The 24,495-nt window shown below is 39.9% G+C and carries 26 protein-coding genes; all 26 read right to left on the reverse strand.

All coding sequences use genetic code 11. The annotated features are described in order from the left end of the window. Window positions 1–15: 15 nt before the first annotated feature. Complete coding sequence (gene groL / locus HPC41_RS02135) at window positions 16–1,653, reverse strand: chaperonin GroEL (protein ID WP_172392342.1); 1,638 nt, start codon at window positions 1,651–1,653, stop codon at window positions 16–18. 114 nt (window positions 1,654–1,767) lie between these two features. Beyond that, window positions 1,768–2,043 carry a co-chaperone GroES gene (locus HPC41_RS02140; protein WP_028070710.1) on the reverse strand — a complete coding sequence of 92 codons (276 nt, stop codon included), beginning with the start codon at window positions 2,041–2,043 and terminating at the stop codon, window positions 1,768–1,770. Window positions 2,044–2,347: 304 nt separating this feature from the next. Next, complete coding sequence (gene secG, locus HPC41_RS02145) at window positions 2,348–2,767, reverse strand: preprotein translocase subunit SecG (RefSeq protein ID WP_172392343.1); 420 nt, start codon at window positions 2,765–2,767, stop codon at window positions 2,348–2,350. 12 nt (window positions 2,768–2,779) lie between these two features. Next, a complete protein-coding gene (locus HPC41_RS02150) occupies window positions 2,780–3,805 on the reverse strand; it encodes a hypothetical protein (protein ID WP_172392344.1) in 1,026 nt (341 codons plus the stop codon). Between the two features lie 24 nt (window positions 3,806–3,829). Beyond that, window positions 3,830–4,345: an LptE family protein gene (locus HPC41_RS02155; RefSeq protein WP_172392345.1), complete on the reverse strand. Its 516-nt coding sequence runs from the start codon at window positions 4,343–4,345 to the stop codon at window positions 3,830–3,832. A 10-nt stretch (window positions 4,346–4,355) separates the two neighbouring features. Further along, the gene (locus HPC41_RS02160) at window positions 4,356–5,630 is read right to left on the reverse strand and encodes a sigma-54 interaction domain-containing protein (RefSeq protein ID WP_172392346.1); all 1,275 of its coding nucleotides are present in this window, start codon (window positions 5,628–5,630) and stop codon (window positions 4,356–4,358) included. 37 nt (window positions 5,631–5,667) lie between these two features. Further along, window positions 5,668–7,104, reverse strand: a complete 1,437-nt coding sequence (gene miaB, locus HPC41_RS02165; protein ID WP_172392347.1) for a tRNA (N6-isopentenyl adenosine(37)-C2)-methylthiotransferase MiaB — start codon at window positions 7,102–7,104, stop codon at window positions 5,668–5,670. Window positions 7,105–7,480: 376 nt separating this feature from the next. Further along, entirely contained in the window at window positions 7,481–8,170 is a 690-nt protein-coding gene (locus HPC41_RS02170) for a YiaD family glycine zipper/OmpA-like lipoprotein (RefSeq protein WP_172392348.1), read from the reverse strand. 201 nt (window positions 8,171–8,371) lie between these two features. Then, window positions 8,372–9,133, reverse strand: coding sequence for a hypothetical protein (locus HPC41_RS02175; protein ID WP_172392349.1), 762 nt, complete (start codon window positions 9,131–9,133; stop codon window positions 8,372–8,374). A gap of 176 nt (window positions 9,134–9,309) precedes the next feature. After that, a complete protein-coding gene (locus HPC41_RS02180; protein WP_172392350.1) occupies window positions 9,310–9,708 on the reverse strand; it encodes a hypothetical protein in 399 nt (132 codons plus the stop codon). Window positions 9,709–9,712: 4 nt separating this feature from the next. Next, the gene (gene rlmD, locus HPC41_RS02185) at window positions 9,713–11,125 is read right to left on the reverse strand and encodes a 23S rRNA (uracil(1939)-C(5))-methyltransferase RlmD (RefSeq protein ID WP_172392351.1); all 1,413 of its coding nucleotides are present in this window, start codon (window positions 11,123–11,125) and stop codon (window positions 9,713–9,715) included. Between the two features lie 218 nt (window positions 11,126–11,343). Further along, a complete protein-coding gene (locus HPC41_RS02190; RefSeq protein ID WP_172392352.1) occupies window positions 11,344–11,919 on the reverse strand; it encodes a TetR/AcrR family transcriptional regulator in 576 nt (191 codons plus the stop codon). Window positions 11,920–12,034: 115 nt separating this feature from the next. Continuing rightward, a complete protein-coding gene (gene pheS, locus HPC41_RS02195) occupies window positions 12,035–13,075 on the reverse strand; it encodes a phenylalanine--tRNA ligase subunit alpha (RefSeq protein WP_172392353.1) in 1,041 nt (346 codons plus the stop codon). 280 nt (window positions 13,076–13,355) lie between these two features. After that, window positions 13,356–13,814: a single-stranded DNA-binding protein gene (locus HPC41_RS02200; RefSeq protein ID WP_172392354.1), complete on the reverse strand. Its 459-nt coding sequence runs from the start codon at window positions 13,812–13,814 to the stop codon at window positions 13,356–13,358. Window positions 13,815–13,833: 19 nt separating this feature from the next. Next, window positions 13,834–14,883, reverse strand: a complete 1,050-nt coding sequence (gene mutY / locus HPC41_RS02205) for an A/G-specific adenine glycosylase (protein ID WP_172392355.1) — start codon at window positions 14,881–14,883, stop codon at window positions 13,834–13,836. A gap of 102 nt (window positions 14,884–14,985) precedes the next feature. Next, entirely contained in the window at window positions 14,986–15,465 is a 480-nt protein-coding gene (locus HPC41_RS02210) for an urease accessory protein UreE (RefSeq protein ID WP_172392356.1), read from the reverse strand. Then, on the reverse strand, window positions 15,458–16,441 hold the full coding sequence (locus HPC41_RS02215) for an urease accessory protein UreD (protein WP_172392357.1): 984 nt from the start codon (window positions 16,439–16,441) through the stop codon (window positions 15,458–15,460). The genes HPC41_RS02210 and HPC41_RS02215 overlap by 8 nt, the downstream gene beginning before the upstream one ends. Window positions 16,442–16,452: 11 nt before the next feature. Next, window positions 16,453–17,082: an urease accessory protein UreG gene (gene ureG / locus HPC41_RS02220; RefSeq protein ID WP_120261827.1), complete on the reverse strand. Its 630-nt coding sequence runs from the start codon at window positions 17,080–17,082 to the stop codon at window positions 16,453–16,455. Between the two features lie 194 nt (window positions 17,083–17,276). Further along, entirely contained in the window at window positions 17,277–17,963 is a 687-nt protein-coding gene (locus tag HPC41_RS02225) for an urease accessory protein UreF (protein ID WP_172392358.1), read from the reverse strand. A 1-nt stretch (window position 17,964) separates the two neighbouring features. Further along, entirely contained in the window at window positions 17,965–18,459 is a 495-nt protein-coding gene (locus tag HPC41_RS02230; protein ID WP_172392359.1) for an urease accessory protein UreE, read from the reverse strand. A 10-nt stretch (window positions 18,460–18,469) separates the two neighbouring features. Beyond that, window positions 18,470–20,320, reverse strand: a complete 1,851-nt coding sequence (ureC, locus tag HPC41_RS02235; protein WP_172392360.1) for an urease subunit alpha — start codon at window positions 20,318–20,320, stop codon at window positions 18,470–18,472. A 6-nt stretch (window positions 20,321–20,326) separates the two neighbouring features. Then, complete coding sequence (gene ureB / locus HPC41_RS02240) at window positions 20,327–20,698, reverse strand: urease subunit beta (protein WP_172392361.1); 372 nt, start codon at window positions 20,696–20,698, stop codon at window positions 20,327–20,329. A gap of 14 nt (window positions 20,699–20,712) precedes the next feature. Further along, entirely contained in the window at window positions 20,713–21,015 is a 303-nt protein-coding gene (ureA, locus tag HPC41_RS02245) for an urease subunit gamma (RefSeq protein WP_046674789.1), read from the reverse strand. Between the two features lie 36 nt (window positions 21,016–21,051). Next, on the reverse strand, window positions 21,052–22,260 hold the full coding sequence (locus tag HPC41_RS02250; RefSeq protein ID WP_172392362.1) for a porin: 1,209 nt from the start codon (window positions 22,258–22,260) through the stop codon (window positions 21,052–21,054). A gap of 152 nt (window positions 22,261–22,412) precedes the next feature. After that, complete coding sequence (locus tag HPC41_RS02255) at window positions 22,413–23,795, reverse strand: sensor histidine kinase (RefSeq protein WP_172392363.1); 1,383 nt, start codon at window positions 23,793–23,795, stop codon at window positions 22,413–22,415. Next, complete coding sequence (locus HPC41_RS02260; protein ID WP_172392364.1) at window positions 23,785–24,465, reverse strand: response regulator transcription factor; 681 nt, start codon at window positions 24,463–24,465, stop codon at window positions 23,785–23,787. Before HPC41_RS02260 ends, HPC41_RS02255 begins: the two co-directional genes overlap by 11 nt. Window positions 24,466–24,495 lie beyond the last annotated feature (30 nt).

The following is a 24,495-nucleotide window of genomic DNA, read 5'->3' on the forward strand; positions in this document are numbered from 1 at the left end:
ATAGTTTGGATGATCTTACATCATTCCGCCCATACCGCCACCCATTGGAGGAGCACCAGCACCTACAGGGTTTTCTTCAGCTTCGTCAGCTAATACACATTCTGTTGTCAATAACATAGAAGCAACTGAAGCTGCATTTTCCAAAGCAACACGGGATACTTTAGTTGGATCGATTACACCTGCTGCAATTAAGTTCTCGTAACGGTCAGTACGAGCGTTGTAACCAAAGTCACCTGTACCTTCTTTCACTTTTTGAACGATAACTGCACCCTCAATACCTGCGTTATTACAGATCTGACGTAAAGGCTCTTCGATTGCACGTTTGATAATATCGATACCGATTTGCTCATCTTCGTTTTCACCTTTAAGATTTAACAAAGCTTCTGTAGCACGGATGAAAGCAACACCACCCCCAGCAACGATACCTTCTTCAACTGCAGCACGCGTTGCATGTAAAGCATCATCAACACGGTCTTTTTTCTCTTTCATTTCTACCTCGGTAGTCGCACCTACGTATAATACAGCAACACCACCTGACAATTTTGCCAAACGCTCTTGCAATTTCTCACGATCGTAATCTGAAGTAGTTGTCTCGATTTGTGAACGGATTTGAGCAACGCGAGCTTTAATGTCCTCTACATTACCACCACCGTTGATGATCGTTGTATTATCTTTGTCAACTTGAACTTTTTCCGCTTGACCTAAGTAAGATAATTCAGCATTCTCTAATTTGAAACCTCTTTCTTCGGAGATTACAGTACCACCAGTTAAGATAGCGATATCTTCTAACATCGCTTTACGACGGTCACCAAAACCTGGTGCTTTTACCGCTGCTACTTTCAGTGAACCACGGATTTTATTAACAACTAATGTTGCAAGCGCTTCGCCATCTAAGTCTTCTGCAATGATCAATAATGGTTTGCCAGTTTGAACTTGTTTTTCTAAGATAGGCAACAACTCTTTCATGTTGCTGATTTTCTTGTCATAGATCAAAATGTAAGGGCTATCCAATTCCGCTTCCATCTTGTCAGAATTTGTAACAAAGTATGGAGATAAGTACCCACGGTCAAATTGCATACCCTCTACAGTTTTTACTTCTGTTTCAGTACCTTTTGCTTCTTCAACAGTGATAACACCATCATTACCAACTTTTTCCATCGCTTGCGCGATCAATGAACCGATTACTTCATCGTTATTCGCAGAGATTGATGCGACCTGTTTGATTTTGTTATTGTCTTGACCAACTTCTTGAGATTGAGATTTCAAGTTGGCAACGACAGCTGCAACAGCCTTGTCAATACCACGCTTTAAGTCCATTGGGTTAGCACCAGCAGCTACAGATTTGATACCTGGAGCAACGATTGCTTGTGCCAATACAGTAGCAGTAGTTGTACCGTCACCTGCTTGATCAGCAGTTTTGGAAGCAACTTCTTTCACCATTTGAGCACCCATATTTTCTAAGGCGTCTTTCAAATCAATTTCTTTCGCAACTGAAACACCATCTTTAGTAATTACTGGTGCACCGAATTTCTTTTCAATAATTACGTTACGTCCTTTTGGACCCAATGTTACCTTAACCGCATTTGCTAACGTGTCTACACCTTTTTTAAGGGCCTCACGAGCCTCAACGTTATATTTTACTTGTTTTGCCATTTTATTTTAGTGTTTAGTATCGAGCTTAAATAACATTACCAACTCAATAATACAATAACTTGTTGATTTTTGATTCGAGCTACAGTGAGCTCATTTGAAATTTCTGACCTTTAATTAGATAACAGCGTAAATATCAGACTCACGCATAATTAAGTACTCTTTTCCTTCATAAGTAATTTCAGTACCTGCATATTTTCCGTATAATACTTTGTCCCCTACTTTTACAGTCAACGGCTCGTCAACTTTACCAGTACCTACAGCAACCACTGTACCTTGAGATGGTTTCTCTTTTGCTGTATCAGGAATATATAACCCTGAAGCTGTTTTTTCTTCTGCTGGAGCAGCTTCTACGACTACTCTGTCTCCGATAGGTTTGATACTTAATGCCATAATTAATTTTACTTTTTATCTGTTATTGAATTTATTTTTATGTTATAATCGTTATAGACACATCATCTTTTATGCCAATTGTAAATAAGCAGAAGTATAAGACAATTTTTCACCAAAAACTTAATATTTCAATAAATAAAATCACATTTTGCTGTCACACTGTCATTGTTGTCTGACAACCTTACAATCCCTCGCCCGTCATTCCAATCCTACCTTGTAAAAAGCAAACTGACAAACTGCGCATAACAAAAAAGAGGCCTCGTCTAATACGTAGACGAGGCCTCTTGAATTTCTTTGTTGGCTACTATTTTTTAGCCTCTTCAGCTGGTTTAGTTACTGGCGCTGTAGCAGGAGCTTTTTGCTCTGCTTTTGCTGGAGTAGCTTGTTCTTTCCCTGCTGGAGTACCAGAAGGTTGCTGTGCCGGTGTCCCTAAGTTCAAGGGGCCCTGTGGTTGTGCAGGTGCTTCAATTTGACCTCCCAGTCCACCTTTTGATGTACTTGGCGATGTCCCCATAATATTAACACCTAAACTAAAGATCATAATGGCAATAACCATGATCCATGTACCTTTTTCCAAAAAGTCTCCGGTGCGTTTGACCCCCATAAGGTTTGTTCCTCCAGAAAAACCAGATGATAAACCGCCACCTTTCGGATTTTGGATTAAAACCAAAAATGCTAAAATAATACTAGCTAATATGATAAGACCAATTAATAATCCTTGCATCTCTTTATATAATTAATTTAATTTCTTTTCTAATTCTGTTATGCGTGCCGCAAAGTAAGCATTTTTTTCTGGATATTTCAAAACTAATTTTTTGTAAACGTCTATTGCTTTAGGATATAAACCTTGTTCGGTATATATTCTTGCAAGGGTTTCCGTAACCAGTGAGTATTGATCTTCCGAGCTTTTTCGCGCCTTATTTTCCAAATCTAATTTTTCAGCCTGCAAAGGCTGGATCACAGGTTCCTCGCGGATAAATTTTTCAATCACCTCATCTGTCTTACGTGGAATCTGGAAAGAAATTGTTGTTTTTACTTCATCGCTGAGCTTCGCTTCCGGTGATTGCAAATGGAAAATATTTTCCCGGATTTGTTGATCCAATAGCTGACTATCCAGTTTTTCGTGAATCTTTGCGATATCATCGTTTGATGGCGCCATTGGCCCTAACGGGGATTTAACGTAAGGCTGGTATGTTTCAGCATACTCAAGTCTTGTCTTGTGTAGCCACCATAAGAAGCTATAGGGCATTGTATCATCATCATAGACCGTAACACGCTCATGTCCGTCCTTTAGCGGCTGAATAGCAATTTCAGCAGAAAGAGGCTCCTCTATTTCGGATTCCTCAACAAGGGTTACCTGTGACTGCACTTCACTTGAACGAAAATAATCCTGGGCTACCCCTGCCTGAATCAAACGATCCAATTCATCCGTCTTCCCTACTTCCTCAACTTCAGATTCTGTCGCTACAGTTACCTCAGTTGCCTCTTCACTCACCAATATATCATCCAATTCTATCTCGTTTACCGCCACTGTCCCCTTGCTATGCATAAATTCATATAACCAGTTCGGAGAAGGTGCATAAAGTAATGTCGCCGATAGATTCTGAACAGGCTTACTTTCGTCAAAGATTTTACGTTCGTATATAAATCGTAAACTTTGCGCATATGGATACTTTTCGATCAAAGCCAAAATCATATCTTCATCGACAGATTCTGAATGATTGATTGCTTGAAAAAAAAGCTCGCTATTCGATAATGGCATAGTAATATTCATTTTGGAATAGGATTACCAATTGGCAAATGCCTTATTATAAATGTCCTCTGTCAACATCTGAATAATTTCCTTACCCAAGGTCTCTTCCTGTACACTCTGAAGATTCCCAGCAAATTCTTTGAAACGCGTAAAAGGCTGTTCAAAGTCGTCTTTTGGATTAATCTTATTATGATAGGACACTTTAATGGTAATGGTCATTCTATTCATCGCCGCGCGATCTGTTCCCGCCTCAACAGCGGCTGGACTGATTGTATAATCTGTAATAAACCCTTCAAAAGTAGCATCACCATCCTGGTTGACCTGACTTAATCGGGATTGATTTCGAATACGTTCCTTTAAAGCCTCTGTAAAGTTTTGACTTAAAGTCGGATAAACTAAAGGGGCTATATTTTCAAAATATTGAATATTAACTGTTTTCATCCCCTCTGGAATGGACCCTCCTGTAAATCCATATTTCACGCCACAACTATTCATAATGAATAGAAAAGCGGTTGTGAGAAAGGTATATAAAATTCTTCTTGACGACATGTGCGAAACCTTAGTCTAAATTTAAGTCTTTAATTTTCCTATACAAAGTTCTTTCGGAAATTCCCAGTTCTTGCGCCGCAGCCTTACGTTTACCACGATGTTTTTTTAAGGCTTTCTTGATCAGATCTGATTCCTTATCTACCAAAGATAAGGATTCTTCTACTTCCTGTGCATCTTGTAAATAATCATCCTCTTTAACAGGATTCTTCAAAACATTTGCTGTATTGTTAGGTGAATGTATTGTCAATGTCGGGGCAACACCGTAGCCCTCGGACTCCGATTTCATTTGTGGTTCAATCTCCTGATAGAGTTGATTGATATAAGGAGAGTTTTGATCAAATGTAGAAGAGTCTACACCTTTCTGAATCAGCTCCACGACAAGCTTTTTCAGATCCACCATATCCTTCTTCATATCAAACAAAACCTTGTAAAGCAGGTCTCTTTCAGAAAAATCTTCTTTTGCACTATTAGTCGATGAAACAATGGCCGGTAAACTGGTACGTGATTCATTTGGCAAATAGTTTTGTAACGTATGTGCGTTAACAATACGCTCTTTCTCTAAAACAGCAATTTGCTCAGCAACATTTTTTAACTGGCGTACATTTCCTGGCCAGCTGTAATTACGCAGCATATTTTGCGCATCCTCTGTCAATTGAACACCCGGAGAGCGATATTTTTCTGAAAAATCTACAATAAACTTCCGAAATAATAAATTAATATCTTCAGGTCGTTCTCTAAGTGAGGGAACCCGTAAAGGAACAGTGTTCAGACGATAATACAGATCTTCGCGAAATTTACTCTTTTGGACCGCTTCAAACATATTGACATTTGTCGCGGCCACCACGCGTACATTAGTTTTTTGGACCTTTGATGACCCTACACGAATGTACTCTCCAGATTCCAAAACACGTAATAATCTGGCTTGCGTACCTAAAGGCAATTCTCCTACTTCATCCAAAAAAATTGTTCCACCATCCACCACTTCAAAATAGCCCTTGCGCGCTTCGTGAGCACCGGTAAAGGAACCTTTCTCATGCCCGAATAATTCAGAATCTATTGTCCCCTCTGGTATTGCGCCACAATTGACCGCTATAAATGGCCCATGCTTGCGGGAACTCAATTGATGGATAATATGCGAAAAAACTTCTTTACCACTACCGCTCTCACCTTGTATTAATACAGAAATATCAGTTGGAGCCACCTGCCGGGCAATATCAATCGCCCGATTTAGCAACGGTGAGTTACCGATGATTCCAAACCTATTTTTAATATCTTGATTATCCATAAATTTCCAGTTGGAAATAAATTTATATTAAGTTTTCTTAATCGACAATTTTACCTAACAAGGTTGCTGAGGTACATGATTCGACACGTACATTGACGTAATCTCCCTGTTTATAACGAGGGTCTATCGGAAATACAACCAAGGCATTTTGATCATTACGACCGCAAAAATCAAATTCAGATCTTTTTGAAAAACCTTCTATAAGTACCTTACATACCTTTCCAACAAAATGCTGGTAACGATATAAGCTATGGTCACGCTGTTTATTGATTACTTCCGTCAAACGGCGTTTTTTAACATCCTCTGGGATATCATCTTCATAGCGCTTTGCGGCCAATGTGCCCGGTCTTTCAGAATAAGCAAACATATAAGCAAAATCATATTTCACGTAATCCATCATCGATAATGTTTCCTGATGTTCTGCTTCGGTTTCTGTACAGAATCCTGTGATAACATCAGTAGAAATTGCACAATCCGGAATAATTTTACGGATAGCGTCTACACGCTCCATATACCACTCCCGATCATAAGTACGATTCATGAGCTCTAATACCCTAGAGTTACCAGATTGCACTGGGAGATGGATATAATTGCAAATATTTTCATATGACGCGATCGTATGTAAGACCTCATCCGTAATATCTTTTGGGTGTGATGTGGAGAAACGAACCCGTAAAAGCGGGCTGACTTCCGCCACCATAGCCAACAATTTAGCAAAAGTTACCGTCTCAGCAGGAGCTTCACCTTCTGCAACCGTTACTGTATGCTTGTAGGAATCCACATTTTGCCCTAGCAATGTTACTTCCTTGTAGCCCGCATTGAATAGATCTTGCGCTTCTTTGACAATAGAATGTGGATCGCGGCTACGTTCACGTCCCCGGGTAAATGGAACCACACAGAACGAACACATATTGTCACAACCACGCATGATCGAAATAAAAGCCGTTACGCCATTTGAATTTAATCGCACCGGGTTAATGTCTGCATAAGTTTCCTCACGTGACAGCAATACATTCACTGCTTTTGCACCGTCATCTACCTTATCAATTAAATTAGGAAGATCACGATACGCATCGGGACCTACCACAACATCAACTAATTTTTCTTCCTCAAGAAATTTGGACTTTAAACGCTCAGCCATACAGCCTAGCACCCCAACGATCATTCCAGGATTTTTGGACTTCGCTGCCTCAAATTCTTTCAGTCGATTGCGAACACGCTGCTCTGCATTTTCACGAATTGAACAAGTATTAATAAAGACAACATCCGCTTCCTGATAATTCTTTGTCGTCTCAAAACCTTTATCCAACAAAATCGAAGCAACGATCTCGCTATCCGAGAAGTTCATTTGGCAACCATAACTTTCAATATACAATTTGCGTCCATTACTGATCTTTGGATCCTGTTCCAATAACAATGCCTCACCCTGACGAGATTCGTCGTGTTCCTTAGTTGTATGTGTTAAATCTAGCATAGCTCAATTTTCAAAGACTACAAAGTTAGAAATTAAAATCCATATAATGACAGTTTGTCAGCCAGAAATATGGTTTATACTTTGTCAAATTTTATAAGCAATTAACCTATTCGTTTATGTGTGTTCGCAATAAGATTTATGTTGCTTAAACATTTCGTCTTTTAAAAGTCCCAAGGAATTCCCAGCTTATTTGGTCCGCTTGTCATTGTTGATTTATGGCTGCTGCTAGATGCTTAGCAATCATTCGCATTCCCTTATCACGGATATTAAAAAGGCACGGATGAGTTTCCGTGCCTATATTATTTTGAAATTCAACAAAACTTTCTACCAAGCGTTAACAGTATCGCATCCCAAAGGAACAAACTGTTCAGCTTCCTTATTGACCAGCTTGTTGTTTTGCTTCTTTCTTCATTTGATCACCAGCAACAATAACGATCTCCACACGACGGTTTTGTGCACGTCCAGCTTCAGTATCATTACTTGCAATTGGTTCAGAGAAGTTTCTTCCTTCAGTCTTAATGCGTGAAGAAGCTAAGCCTTTAGATACAGCAAATGCGCGTACCGAATTAGCACGGTCCAACGAAACTTTGTCATTCGCAGCTAAAGTACCTACGTTATCCGTGTGTCCAATGACCAAAATTTCAGTTCCTTGTTCCTTGTTTAAGGTTGTCACCAAGTTGGCAATATTATCTTTTGCAGTGGCTTTCAAATCAGATTTATTGAAATCGAATAAAATACCTGAATCAAATTTCACAACAATACCTTCTGCAGATTGTGTTACTTCGGCACCTTCTACGGTTTTAGAGATCTCTGCAGCTTGTTTATCCATTTTCTTACCAATCAATACACCCGCTGCGCCACCAATTGCCGCGCCTGCTAATGTACCAATAGCTGTATTACCAGCTTTACCTCCAATTAAAGCACCCAAGGCACCGCCGGCAACACCACCGATTACGCCGCCTTTGGTCGTATTATTTGTATTTTGGATTGTAGAACAACTTCCAAATAACATAGCTGAGGTCGCAACAGTCAAACCAAATACAGCTAATTTTCTATTCATTTTCATATCTATCTAAGACTTTTAAAATTCAAACTAAATACTGTTCATGTTAAAATCAAACAAAGTGCCAAAAGCATTCTTTTTCAACTTTTTTGTTACGATACTCAAAAAAAAGCATTACGCCCGGTAGAAATGAGGACGATCTACTACAAATAATACCGATAGTCACTGTTCACAAGAAGTAACAGCAAGGAAAGGAAATTGTTTTTATTTCTCTTGGGTCTTCACCTCAATATCTGGCAACAATGAACCTTTTGGGCGCCCCTTTGCCTCGAAATCCTCCAACGACTGTTGCACATAGTGCATTAAATCATATTGACCCCAATGTTCAGCTAAATCAAATGAGGGGCGATAACGTACCATAAAGGCATCTAGATCTGCACTATCTAATTTTGTTAACTTCTGGACCGCCGCGCGTGAGAAAATACGATCTACCTGCAATTCCTCCTTCTCCCGATCCATAAAACGTCCAAAACGTTTCGCATTTTTTGCTTCCCGTCCAAATAGATTATAAAGTGCAGTAGCAGGACTCCCCAAATAGGTTCCAAATTTATTTTTCCCGCCGTTATAAACTCCTTTCTTGGAATAATTTCCCATCGCCTCATTCAGTTCAGCCTCTTTCGACTTCCGCTCTACGATCACTGTTTCGAGCTTAATGCCTTCCTGCATCTCAATGTAAAACTCGTTCAGGTTTGTCAAAACAGTCTTTACAGGTGAAAAACCCACCTTAGTGAACGAAAGAGAATCTCCTACAGAAGCATCGATCGTAAAGACACCAAAAGAATTTGTCAACGCCGATCTACTCGTACGTAAATTCAGTACCACAACATCTCCAATTCTATTGGCAGTCCCCTTCTGCATCACCATACCTGACACTTTCTGTATATGTTGCGCCTTTGCTCCGAATGCTGTCAAAAGCAACATCAATATGCCTAATAGCCCTGCTATATGTATGTGTATTCTCTTCATTGGAATATATTCTTATTGTCACGCCAATTTATTGGACATCTAGTATTGCCATTAGCGTTTTTGAGGGCGATAAAATAAATCAGCTCCTTTGAATCCATCACGCCTCCAAGCCCATTTCGCTAAAAATAGTAATAGTTTGACAATTGTATTGTTAAAAAAGTTTAAATATTCCTTGTCTACTTATAAGGATAAAAAACAAAATTGGCCCCTTCAGCAACAACGACAAACAAACACATATATTCCTTAGCGGATTTATAATTTTGAATAAAAGTAGCTTTACGATCCTCCTGAATGATATCCATTTCTATAAACTCTTCCACGGTGGATGCATTGATTGTCCAATTGGTGTCCAGCTCTACACGGTCCAAAATCACTTCTCCCACGGAAACCTCATGTTGATGTGCCACAAAAATCGGATAGGAAGAATAACCTTCCTCAATGATCTGCATCGCAACTTCACGGATCGACTCACTATAAAAATCAAGATCAATCTGCAAACTTTTCAATGGGCTCGGTCCAGTAGATTGCGCTGATTCCTCTCTTGCACTGCCCGAAAATAAATCCTCTACTTCCATAATATTATGATTTTTTTAGTTCTAATAGAACAACATTTTCAACGTGTTGCGTATGCGGGAACATATCCACCGGCTTAATACGCTTCACATCATACTTTTCTGCCAATAGGACTAAATCTCTCGCCTGCGTCGAAGCATTACAACTGACGTAAACAATTCTTGGAGACTCCATCTCCAATAAACGAGCCACAACATCTGCATGCATACCTGCCCTTGGAGGATCAGTAATCACCACATCTGGTTTACCATGTTCCGCAATAAATGAGGGTGTCAACACATCTTTCATATCCCCAGCGTAGAATTTTGTATTGTGAATATCATTAATCGCTGAATTGACCTTCGCGTCTTCAATGGCAGTAGGTACATACTCCACCCCAATTACTTCTTTTGCTTTCTTAGCAACAAAATTTGCAATTGTACCCGCACCCGTATATAAATCGTACACCAGCTCGTTTCCTTTTAGACCCGCAAAATCACGTGTAATCTTATAAAGTTCATATGCCTGTGCTGAATTGGTCTGATAAAATGATTTTGGTCCAACCTTGTATCGAAGACCTTCCATCTCCTCATAAATAAAATCACGACCTGCATACACGTGAATATCCTGATCAAAGATGGTATCATTACGCTTTTGATTCACGATATACAGGAGCGAAGCAATTTGGGGAAACTTTTCATTGATGAAATTCATCAATAATTCCACCTGGCCTTCCTCCGGATAAGCAAACACCACAATCACCATCATTTCACCAGTAGACGAAATACGGATGATCAGATTGCGTAATACTCCGGTATGTTCGCGCAGATCATAAAAAGTCATTCCCTTGCTTAGCGCAAAATCCCGTATGGTATTCCGAACTTCGTTGGAAGGGTCTTCCTGAAGAAAACAATGGTCTACGTCCAAAATTTTATCAAAACGTCCCGGCACATGGAAACCCAATGCATTCATCTCCAATTGCGATGCATCCTCATCAACAGAGGTTAACCATTTCTTATTCGAAAAGGTATACTCTAGTTTGTTTCTATAATATTCCGTTTGTACTGACCCCAAAATATCTTCCATCGAAGATGTATCTACTTTCCCAATACGCGATAAGGCGTTATCAACAGATTGTTGTTTGAATTTTAACTGAGCCTCATAGCTCATATGTTGCCATTTACAGCCTCCGCAGACGCCAAAATGCGCACAAAAAGGATCTACGCGATATGTAGAAGCTTCTTTTAAACTCGTCACCCGAGCTTCAGCAAAATTCTTCTTCTTGCGCATTAACTCTACATCTACAACATCACCAGGGACAGCTTTTTCTACAAACAAAACCAAATCATCGGTCTTCCCTACACCTCTACCTTCTTCGGCAATATCAATGATTGCGATATCTTTCAAGAACTTCTTTTCTTGCGGAATTCTTCTACTCATAGTTCGCAAAAATACAATTTTTTATAATCATTTCTCACTGGGCTAGATTGTCTTAGAAAAATCTAAAATTATTCAGGTATATAGAACTACTACTAGGGCACTATGTATTATGCTGCTGCACACTCTCCTTAATTAAGGAAGAGACCATAAGTAAACACCAAAAAAATAAAAGTTTATTTAAAAATCGGCAGGTAATAACAAATAAAATGTATAGTTATCTATAACATCGTTGCTTGCACGAGATACGGAAGAATCTCTTTTTGAAAAGAAATAAAGTTTTTACGAACGTCAGCATCCGAAACTGCAGTAAAAGCAAAGGAAAACACTATGCTCTTACTTGATTTGATCAAAAATGTCAGTTTTTCCTCACTGATCGCCTCATTAATTTTTTCATTCTGAATAAATGTACTCAAGAGCAAAAACTCAAGATCTTCAGAAAGAGTTTTTAGATACTCCTGCGCATTTGCAGACTCACGAATAAACTCCCAGCCAATCAACTCATTGCAAGCTGTATAAGTCAATCGGCTGACACGAAGAATGGTGAACGCCAAAAAAGAAGCCATATCATCCTCATATTTTGCCGTTGTTAAAATATCTTGCAAACTTGCCCGAAGATAATCCATCAAGATGGCGTGCAAGATCATCTCTTTACTATCAAAATATTTATAAACAGTTGCTTTGGCAAGCTTGGCTTTTTTAGCTAATGTGTTTACACTGGTTTTATGATAACCATTTTGACGAAAGAGTTCCCGTGCTGTTCTTTTTATGGATTCAATGATATGATCTGGTTCCATTATTCTTCAGATAAGACTACCACACATCACATTACCGACAATCTTCAGGCAAGATAAATTTTGCATGGCGAATGACAATAATGTGATGGTTTTTACAGCCTTTATTCGCATAGATTTATATTAATTCAGTCTCAAATTGAGACAAGAAACGCGTATCATTTTCGGAAAACAGGCGCAAATCCTTAATCACATATTTAAGGTTTGTGATCCGTTCGATACCCATACCGAAAGCAAAACCCGAATATTTTTCACTATCAATGCCACAATTTTCAAGCACATTCGGATCCACCATACCACAACCCAAAATCTCTACCCAACCCGAATATTTACAAAGATTACAGCCAGCGCCTTTACAGATCGTACAAGAAATATCCATCTCTGCAGAAGGTTCTGTAAATGGGAAATAAGAAGGACGGAAACGTACCTTAGTACCCTCGCCATACATTTCTTGAACAAAGTGATATAAGGTCTGCTTTAAATCAGCAAATGACACATTTTCATCAACATATAACCCCTCCACCTGGTGAAAGAAACAATGTGCACGTGCAGAGATTGCTTCATTCCGGTACACGCGCCCAGGCATGATCGACCGGAAAGGTGGTTTGCCAGCTTCCATAAGCCGAACCTGAACAGAAGATGTATGTGTCCGCAGCGTAATATCGTTACCTTCTTGCTTTTTGATAAAAAATGTATCTTGCATATCACGCGCCGGATGCTCAGGGGGAAAATTCAACGCGGAGAAATTGTGCCAGTCGTTTTCAATCTCCGGTCCTTCCGAAACGACAAATCCCAATTTCTTAAAGATCTCAACGATTTCTTTACGGACTAATGAGATTGGATGTCTGGACCCTAATTGAAACCCATTACCCGGCAATGTTAAATCACCTTCAATTTGTTGGGATTTCTGCTTCTCACCAGCACCAAATTTCTCTTGAAATTCTTTGAATGTATGCTCTGCCAATTGTTTAAATTCATTCAATACTTTTCCTAAAGTCCGCTTTTCTTCAGGAGTAACTGTTTTGAATTCATCAAAAAGGTTTTTTACGATTCCCTTGGAAACCAAAAACTTCAATCTGAAATTTTCTACATCGGCTGAAGAAGATGGCACAAACGCCTTAATTTCTTCAGTATACTGCGTAATTTTATCTTGCAACATAATTACGACAAACATAGCCAAAATTTCCGCTAAAAAGAAATTTCAGCGATCTCTCAAACGGTGTCGAAAGCGCTCCTATTAATAAAATTTCAATAAAAATGAGACGGAAAGCTGTTTTCAGTTAACTCTTTACGTTGATAGTAATGATTTTGGCATCCGTGTCAAAGGAAAGCAAGAATATACCAAAAACAAAAAGAGCAGAAATTCATCTGCTCTTTGCCCATAACTATATTCTTGTAAAATAATATCTGCCCAATATTCAAAATTATGTTAAGTTCAATTAAAATGGAAGCGGATTATCTTCTTGGTCGTTTTCGGTAAAATCAACTTCGATTTCTTTATCCTCGGCTTTCTGCGCTTGGGGATTTGCAGCATTTCCTGCATTAGTAGCTCCACTTGGTTCAAAGTCTGATTTTCGTCCTAAAAGAGTAAATGTCTCGGCAACTACTTCAGTAGCATAACGTCTGATACCCTCTTTGTCTTCGTACGTGCGTGTACGTAATCGACCTTCTATATAGACCAATTTGCCTTTAGTAAGATATTTTACCGCCACATCCGCCAAACCGCGCCACATGACAATATTGTGCCACTCAGTTTGTTCGACTCGTTTTCCGTCCTTGTTATACGTTTCTGAAGTTGCCAATGGGAAACTGGCAACGGAAACATTACCTTCTAAATAGCGAATTTCGGGATCTTTTCCAAGGTGCCCCACTAAAATAACTTTGTTAACTCCTGACATAATTTAAAAGCATAAATGGTTAAAAATTTGATCTTTCCAAAAAGGTAAAGATCAACTTGTGTTTAGCTAATTTATCTAAATCTTTTAAAAATACATAATCCCAATTGGATTTTTTTTGATTTAGATTGCCCTTTAACCGCACTTCAAAGAATGTCGCATAGATATTTTGATGGCTGAGAATATGTTTTGTCTGCTTCTGCAAGATCTTCACCTCCGCGTTTTCTCCAAAATATTGAACAAATTGCGCATTTATGAGAATCTCTGGAATATTTAAGGATCGATCGGATTCAATTAAAGGAAACTCGTATAAATTCTGCCAGACATCTCCTTCCCCACGCTTTGACATCAAAATTTGTGTATCGTCCCTAACGATAAAATAATTAAAATACCGCTCCTTACTTGCTTTACCTTTAAGCTTAACCGGCAGCCGATCCACGTCGCCTTGAAGGACAGCGTAACAGGACGTATTAAATACGCATGTGATACACAGCGGTTGTTTTGGCTTACAATGAATCGCACCAAAGTCCATAATGGCCTGATTATACAATGCGGGATGATCCTGATCCAAATTTTCTTGGGCAAGCGCCGAAAAAATTTTCTTCCCTTCACTGGAATTAATTGGCGTATCTATTCCATAGTATCTCGACAGCACACGGAATACATTTCCGTCCAATACGGCCTGTGCTTCGTTATTGGCAAAAGATGATATTGCAGCAGCGGTATATTCTCCAACTCCAGGAAGCCTTAGAAGAGTTTTATAATCTACTGGAAAAACACCATTATATTCGTCGCGGACGATCCGTGCAGCCTTATGCATGTTTCGTCCCCTTGAGTAATAACCCAGCCCCTGCCAAAGGTGTAAAATATCATCCTCCTCGGCATCAGCAAAGTCAACGACCGTTTCAAACCGCTCGACAAACCGCAAATAGTAAGGTAAACCTTGCTCTACACGAGTCTGTTGCAAGATAATCTCCGAAAGCCAAATCTTATAGGCATCTTTTGTTTCCCGCCATGGTAAATCACGCTTATGTTGTTGATACCACGCCTGCAATTCCGCACCAAATATCATAGCAACAAAAATGCACAATTTTTCAGCATTTTCAAGCAGCCAAAAAAAGACAGGCGGCCAGGATTAAATTTGAAGAATCATCCTCTGTACTCATAGTAAGTGTTATTTTTTTGTGTTGCGAATAGAAGTAATCTGTTCATCCGGTTCCAGAATGGCATTCTCTAAACTAATAGAACCATTATATTTTTCTTTTAACGCCTGATATAGCCGCCCGTCATAGGATACCGCAAAGCGCCCATCCGATTTCAGATACACAGGTAGGTGCCGATTGCCTACATCAAAACAAAATTCCCCAACCACGGAAAGGTCCTGACTGTCGAGCAATACACATAGGCAAGGCAAGATATTCACCTGGATAAATAGATCCTCGCTGTGATAAATGCATTGTCCAGACTGCAGTGAGATGCTGTCATCCCGTTGTATTTTTACGGTATTACCCTTTCGCGTTTTTCGATGGATGACCCGCTTGTTCACTTCAAAATAGGAAAGATCCAAGATGTCCGATTCTCGATTGAATTTGATCTGCTCAAAATTGTGAATGGATTCAATGAGGATTTCGGTAGGTTCTTTCGATTTACGCATATTTCAGTCCTTCCTCCGTTTTACTTTTGACTACCCTCTTTTTCAGTGGACTGGCTGTTCTTTTCTTTTTAGCGGCAACTGCCCCTGTCACAATTTCTGTCGCAATCGATTCTGCCAAAACCGTTTCTACCACAACTGATGAAGACTCAGCCCCTTCATTTTCGATGACTTCAGCTGCTTTTGACTCCGACAGCTTATGCATGGTAAAGTCCCAGCATAATTGCCCCAACATTTGCAGAAAATCATAGAGCAATTCACCATCGGAACCTAGCGCTCGTAGAATAATGACATCTGATGAAGCCCGTGTAAATCCATAGGAGATGTCATTATATTCTACCGTCAATATTTCGTCAAGCTCGTTCTTTAATTCCTGCGCAAAAACAGCAGAGAATATAAAGGTCGCTTGATGGGTGTAGCCTTCAAAGAAGAGCATCTTCTGGATGGGCTGCTTTTTGGGTTGCAACAGCTGATTATCAATAAAGGCCAGTTTTCCTGATCTGAAAATCTTAGTCTGGGTATGCAAACGATCAAATTCAAATGCTTCTTTCATATAGATCCGCCCGACACTGATAATATCACCCCACATCAAAACCGCATCTTCTGCCAAATGAATATGATTGGTCGCCTTGAATATGGAATCTTTAAAAGGCGTGACGGGATGCGGAATATAATGCAATATACCGCCCGAAGCAACCTGTACATCTGTATGCTGGCTGGCACCAGTTTTCATCGGGTGCAATTTATTAAAAGACTGCGTAAACAGCTTTAATTGGGCCTCTTCCTTTACATGGACATCAATATGAAGATGATCTGTATCCATAATACCAGGTGATGCACTCATGATAATCATTTCCAGATGGTCAGTTAGATTCGCTGCTCCATAATGGGTCAATTTATAAGGTGCATTATGGTAGCTTTCTTTCAGCCTGCTTCTACCGTCCTCTTTGGCTACATTTAATACTATCTTACTATCCATATCTATTGTTTTTAGCCTACTTGTTCTAATAGAGCATATTCCTTGATCCATTTCTTTACATCTTCCAACCCTTCTAATGTCATCAGATTCGTAAAAATAAAAGGACGTTCTCCACGCATGCGCAATGTATCTCGGCGCATAACCTCCAAATCTGCATGTACATAGGGCGCCAAATCAATTTTATTGATCAATAACAAATCTGAGCGTGTGATACCGGGACCACCTTTACGCGGCATTTTTTCTCCTTCGGCAACATCAAGGACAAAGATGGTTAAATCCGCTAGATCTGGGCTGAACGTTGCTGTCAGGTTATCTCCCCCACTTTCAACGAAAATAAGCTCTACATCCTCAAAACGGTTAGCCAATTCTTCTACGGCTTCAATATTCATCGATGCATCCTCACGGATTGCGGTATGTGGGCATCCGCCAGTCTCTACACCAATGATACGTTCAGCCGGCAGTGCCGAATTTTGCTGTAGATACATCGCATCTTCACGTGTGTAAATATCATTTGTAACAACACAGATGCTGTAATCTGCGGACATCGAACGTGTCAATCGTTCGATCAATGCAGTCTTACCCGATCCAACAGGTCCGGCAACACCAATTTTTACATAATTTCTTTTTGACGTCTTTTTCATCTGTATCAATTTGTTTATTCATGTCGCCAATTTTCTCTTTAAGGCATTATTCATAAGTACTTATTCTCAATGGTATTCATGAGCTCGTTTCACTCGGTTCATGCTGCCTTCGGCGGTTTCATCCTTATTTATTTTTTCCATCGATGAGATGGGGACTGATAAAATAAATTTTAAGTATAGCAGTAATCTTGCATTTACGATATATAGATACGTGTATATAACTTTTCATGTTGCATACAACGGATATCTTGCGCGATACAACAATTACCGATTAAATCCTCTTCCAACGCTGGTTGCGCGATAACCAACTTATTGATTAATGGCTGTAACTTAAACAGAATCTGTTGTGCATCCATTTGACTGATAGGGACCAATTTCGCGCAGTTGGTCATAATACCATTGAGTGAATTATAATAAAAAGCACTCAATGCATCTGTATAGCTAATCCCTTGCGCATGAGCAAACATGGCAAATGCCATAGCGTAATGCCCATGCAATTCTTGTGTATTTATTGCTTTTAAATAAGCTGAACACCGCTTAACTGGCTGCAATTTTTCAGTCAGCTTCAGGAAGCGTATGCCCAATTTTTTACTCGCATCCCGAATTTCATAAGGTGCTTTAAAGGCTGTGATCAAGGCATCTAATTCAGCCACCCTCTTCTTCGTTGCCTTTGTTTCGCACAATTGCCAGGTCTTATGAAAAAAAGCAGCATCATTGTAATAGAAGCTATGCTCCAACAGGGTCTGTGCATATTCCTTGGCTGTTTTTGAGTCATGTACCAACCCTTTGGTTATATAGGTTTCCAATCCATAGGAATGTGTGAATCCTCCAATCGGAAAAACGGAATCATTGATCTGCATCAATGTCAACAATGGATTCATATTATACCCCCTTTGCTAGTGTGATTTTATTTTGCACTACGGCATACTGATGTATGCGCAATGTATGCGTGCGTTCGATTACCCGTGACTCTTTCGTTGGTGTAAATCCCGCCCGCTGTAATTGTTCCCACAGCGGATTTTCGTAGGCCGCTATGATTTCATGAGCTGCGTTGATAAAAACAGGGATATGCTTATTGCCTATTTCTAAACATATTCTTGCCATATCCAATGCATTTTTTGGTCGTACAACCAAACAAGGACAGGGCAATATTCGGACAACGATACGGAGTTCCTCTGTTTCAAATAGGATATCACCATCGAACAAAGAGTCTTCACCCAGATTTTTAAATCCGATCTCTCGGCCTTGAACGGTAAATCCGCGGATAATACGTCTTTCGGTATCGAACCATTCAAGTTCTAAAAAATCAAGCTCAGCAGCATCCTGCTCTTTGCCATATGCCCAAATATTGCCTTTAATGTCTCTTGCTAAAATCATATATTCTGAATCAGAACAGGAAGTAACGTTGTGCCATTGGAAGCTCTTTTAATGGCTCACAAGTAGCTAAAACACCATCCACTGTTACTTCATACGTTTCTGGATTGACCACGATATTTGGTGTGGCATGATTATGTACCATATCCTTTTTCATCACTGTACGACAACCTTCTACCGGCAAACATTTACGTGATAAATTCAATTTCTGGATATTTCCATTCTCTATGGATATTTTGGAAACGAAGTTGAAACACAATTTTGATACCGCTTTACCGTAGTTTCCAAACATCGGTCTGTAAATGATCGGTTGTGGTGTAGGAATAGAAGCATTTGCATCCCCCATTTTAGCACCTAAAATCATACCGCCTTTGATAATCAACTCTGGCTTCACCCCGAACAGCTCTGGTTTCCACAAGATCAGATCGGCATATTTACCTGTCTCAATAGATCCGATATATTTATCAACACCATGCGCTTTTGCAGGGTTGATTGTAAATTTAGACACATAACGTTTTACGCGGAAGTTGTCATTATCTTTACCCTTATCCTCAGCCAACGGTCCACGCTGTATTTTCATTTTATGTGCGGTCTGGAACGTACGCGAGATCACCTCTCCCACACGACCCATGGCCTGACTATCCGAACTCATAATGGAGAATACACCCATGTCCTGAAGGATATCTTCAGCGGCAATTGTCTGCGGACGGATACGGGAATCTGCAAAGGCTACGTCTTCTTTTACATTTCTATCCAAGTGATGGCAGACCATCAACATATCAAGATGCTCTTCTGCAGTATTCACCGTAAACGGTTTCGTTGGATTTGTCGACGCAGGGAGAATGTTTGGATACATAGCGATTTTAATGATATCAGGTGCGTGTCCACCACCAGCTCCTTCGGTATGGAAGGTGTGAATAACACGACCATCGATGGCAGCAACTGTATCTTCCAAGAAACCAGCTTCATTCAACGTATCTGTGTGTATAGCCACCTGTACATCATATTTATCAGCAACTTTTAATGCTGCATCGATCGTCGCAGGTGTAGCACCCCAGTCCTCATGGATTTTCACCCCTAATGCACCAGCTTCAATTTGCTCTTCAATCGGCTTGGTTGTCGAAACGTTACCTTTACCGAAGAAACCAACGTTGATCGGTAGATTTTCAAACGCTTCAAACATACGCTCGATATACCATTTACCCGATGTAACAGTTGTCGCAAGTGTACCATCTGCTGGACCGGCACCACCGCCAATAAATGTAGTAACACCTGAGTACAATGCGGTCTCGATCTGCTGTGGAGAGATAAAGTGAATGTGTGTATCGATACCGCCAGCAGTAAGGATATAACCTGCACCACCGTGTACTTCCGTAGAAGCTCCGATAATCATGCCTTCGGTTACACCATCCTGCACGTCAGGGTTACCCGCTTTTCCGATACCAACAATTTTACCATCCTTAATACCAACATCAGCTTTCACAATACCCCAGTGGTCGATAATGATCACATTGGTAATACAGAAGTCTAAAACGCCTTCATCACGCAGGGCACGGGCAGATTGCCCCATGCCATCACGGATCGTCTTACCGCCACCAAATTTATTTTCTTCGCCATATACATTGAAATCTTTTTCAATTTCTATAAACAGTTCCGTATCAGCTAAACGCACCTTGTCACCCGTTGTCGGGCCAAAAAGAGCAGCATATTTTTCTCTAGGGATGTAAAGCTCCCCATCAATATATTTAACAGATGATTTGTCTAAACCTAGTTTATCTAAACCAAGCGCATGTAGACCAACGGTAGATCCCAATGTCGTGAGTCCTACAACCTTAATCCATTCGCGTCTATTCCATCCTCCCATTCTATATTATTTAGATTGTCTGAATTTTAATTTTTTCATTTTCTCAACGGCTTTCGATTTGACATTTTGATCAGTATACTTACCATTTGTCAATCCATTGAAACCGTGAATTTCTTTGCTTCCTCCAAATTCAACCAGTACAACAGACTTCTGTTCACCCGGTTCAAACCGTACCGCCGTACTTGCAGGAATATTCAAGCGCATACCAAATGCTTTTTCGCGGTCAAACGAAAGCAATTTGTTCGCTTCAAAAAAATGGTAGTGCGAACCCACCTGAATCGGTCTATCGCCTTCATTTTTTACAACAACGCTAGTGGTTCTACGTCCCACGTTAGCTTTGATTTCTTCTTTTTTTAAAATGTATTCTCCTGGAATCATATGATTAAGATTTATTAACGAATAGGATCATGAACAGTGACCAACTTGGTACCATCCGGAAAAGTAACCTCAATCTGCACATCATGGATCATCTCAGGGACACCTTCCATCACCTGGCTTCTTTTCAATAAGGTCGTACCGTAAGACATTAAGTCCGCAACGGATCTTCCATCTCTTGCTTCCTCCATAATCTGCGCACTGATATAGGCAATACATTCGGGGTAATTCAATTTTACCCCACGCTTTAGTCGCTTTGCAGCCAATTCTCCTGCTAAATGCAATAGCAGCTTTTCGGTTTCTCTCGGTGTTAAACGCATAAAAAATATTTGTTTGTTATTTTTGTTAAAGGATTATTACAAAACTGGGATCGTAAAATATGCTCCAAAAGCAACACGGTTATATTGGCTCTTGTCGATTTTCATGTATCCTTTGTAGTCCACTGTATTAACTACGTAACCAAGGTAAAATCGCAGATCCTGATTATGAAAAGGCTTATGTTGCAGGGCTGCAAAGTAGGTCCAGTTCTGGCGGAAATTTTTGCCAACTTCATCATCATCTTTTGCTCCCGCTGTCTCATAACCACCTTTCAGCGCTACCTCCCATTTTTTACTCAAAAATTGATCATACCGCAGGATTGCGGAGGTATAGCTGACATCCTTTGCCAAAACGCGTCCCGTACCCGTACGTCCGTAAAAGTCATTGATGGCGGATGATGCGATCAACGCATGGTCAACACCCAGATAGGAGTACTGCAAGTCTAAATAGAGCATCTGTTTCGGAGTTTTAAGCTTGTTTGCCAAGGAAACGGAATGATTGGTATGTCCTTTTGCAAACTGAGAGATGTTATAGGACCATTTTGTGTTTATTTTTTTATCCATAAAGGCACCTATCCAAGTAAAATAAGCCCCCATTGGTACGTCAGAACGCTCCAGATCACCTATTGCAAAACCATTTTTGCTGTGCACATCCATAAAGCTGTCGTTTGTGGTATTATATACTTGCGCATGTAAGGAATGATTGGGATTAACTTCGTAGGACAATGTTCCACCGACTACAAATAAATTCAGGATGCGATCGACATAATCCGTGAATTTATACTCGTAAATTGGATTGTTTTCAAACTCGTAGCTCCCTACAATAGCACTCTGTTTACCTGCTGTGACCGACCATCTGAGATCTTTACCGAACCTATATTTGATGTAGGCCATATCCAATGCCCTTGAACCATTGTCCTGACTGGTCGGTGCAAATGATCTATTCAACCGAAAGCGTACTTTATAGGAAAGCTGCTCGTTGTAGTCACCGCTCATCAAAATACGGGCATCATCCAAATTTGCCTTTGCCTGGCCGGAGCCATCCCCATTATCAGATTGCAGACCAGCGCGCAACATAACATCCAATTGGAATGATTTTGCCCTAACAGGTTCTTTTGACAATAAACTACTTCTGGATAATAAGCTATTTCTTTCTGCGGGAATAGAATCCACTGGGGCCTGAGTTTGTGCATTTAATGTCACAACGCCCAAACCAAAGGTTGTAATAAGTGAAAGTGTTTTTTTCATCCGTTTAAATCGCTTTTTATTCGTGATGAAGCGATCAGATTTATTCGTTTATATGTTTGAATAAATCATGATGGTTCATATGATATACCTAATTCGTGTACAAGTATATCACAGCAACTTAAAAATGGAATAAGGATGAGATTAAAATCAGATTAGAACACAATTTTTGGCAACTTGACAAGCACTTGGGTACCTTGTCCTTCGGCTGAGATTAGGATTAGCTCCGCACCATGTAGATCAAAGATATTTTTGGCTAAAACAAGTCCAAGGCCATTTCCATAGATATCCCCAACATTGGAAGCACGATAAAAAGAAGTAAAAATATGGGGTTGATCTTTCTGAGGAATTCCGATGCCTTTGTCAAATATTTTAACTGTAATATTTTGGTCATCACAGCTGATGGCAATCTGTATCTGCTCCCCTTTACCATATTTATATGCATTGGAGATGATATTGCTAAAAGCAATATAAAATAAATCAGGATTAGCAAAGACAGTTAGTTCATCACTATCCTCGGGGATCTGGGTAAGATCAAAAGACAGCCGAAAATCCTTATAGATGCTTCGTTCGGCTTTATAAATTTCATAGAGCAATTCATCAATACGGATGAATACTTTATTATCTACTTCCCCTTTAAAGCCCATACGGGACAATTGGAGCAAATTATTAATAATAAGTTCCATTTTATCGGCATATTTTGCAATTGTCTCTAACGAGTAATACGCTTCGTGTTCTCTAGGGATAAGATTCCGCGCCAGCTCTGCTTCACCGCCAATGATTGTCAAAGGGGTTTTTAGCGAATGGGACGCATTACCGATAAAACTCTGTTGGGACTGCACGGAAATATCCAGGCGATTAAGCATAGAATTCAGGTTCGCGATCAGTATCCCCAGTTCATCTTTGGCATTACTGAATTTACTGAAAAGTCTGTAGTCCAGATTTGAAATATCCACCTTCCCTAAATCACGGTTGATATCCTTTATTGGCTTGAGCAGTCGGTCCGCAAAATAAAATGACATGAGGATAATCAGTAAAATGGCTAAAAACCCACCTGTAATCAGGGTACGATCTAAATGACGCTGCTCGTCATGCCCATACTCATCTATGCCTTCGGATACGACGATGAGATTGTCATGATGGAGATTGTCGTTAAAGAATACCGCAACAAAGGCAGTTTCGTTGTCCATATACCTACCTTTGCCATTCTTAATGACATCCTTATAGAAGCTCATGGGCATAGGCAAGTTAGGTTTAAACCGAATACTGTCGCTGCCTTTCACCACCCGTAGCAAATGGTCCGTCCCTTCGGACAGCTGCTTGAGGTATTTGCGTTTTACCTGAATATATAATTCTTTGTTTTCTTCCTTTTGGTGGACAATATGATCGCCGACGATAACTGCATTTTCTTCTAGTCGGTGAAAAAACTTAGTCTGCAAACTATCGTAGGTAAAATAAGAGACATAGAAGGCAAAGACAACAAGCAAAAGCGTGCTGATAATTGAAAATAAGAGTACAATCTTGGTCCTAATTTTCATGACGGATGACGTAGCCCATACCGATAACCGTATGGATTAATTTACGTGCAAATTGTTTGTCAATTTTTTTCCGAAGATAATTGACATACACATCCACAACATTCGTACTTAGATCGACGTCCATCCCCCATACTTCCTCCAGAATATCTATCCGTGTCAATACCTTATTGCGATTGAGCATCAAAAATTCCAACAAACGGAATTCTGTAGCTGTGAGTATGATGGGCGTATTTTCTCGTTGTACCGATTTACTGTCCCGATCCAGTTGCAGATCGTCGAACGTCAGCACATTCTTTTGTTCACTAACGGTTTTGGACTTACGGCTGTAGCGATTGATCCTAGCCCTTAGTTCTTCCAGACGAAACGGCTTGGTGAGATAATCGTCAGCATCACGTTCAAAAGCAGCAACAATATCTTCTGTTTGGTTTAATGCCGTTAGAATAATTATCGGAATTTCATTATTGGACATACGGATGTTTTTGCAAACATCAAGACCATTCATCCCAGGCAGCATTACATCGAGCAAAATGAGATCATAATGATTTAATCCGGCCATTTTCAACCCAGTATAGCCATCCATTGCAATGCTAATGTTATAGCCTTCTTCCTTTAGCCCTCTTTCTATTAATGATATGACCGACGGTTCGTCTTCTATAAGCAATAGTTCCACAGATATTGTTTTAAAAAGTAAATTTAAGGT

This window comes from Sphingobacterium prati (assembly GCF_013167215.1).
GTDB lineage: Bacteria > Bacteroidota > Bacteroidia > Sphingobacteriales > Sphingobacteriaceae > Sphingobacterium > Sphingobacterium prati.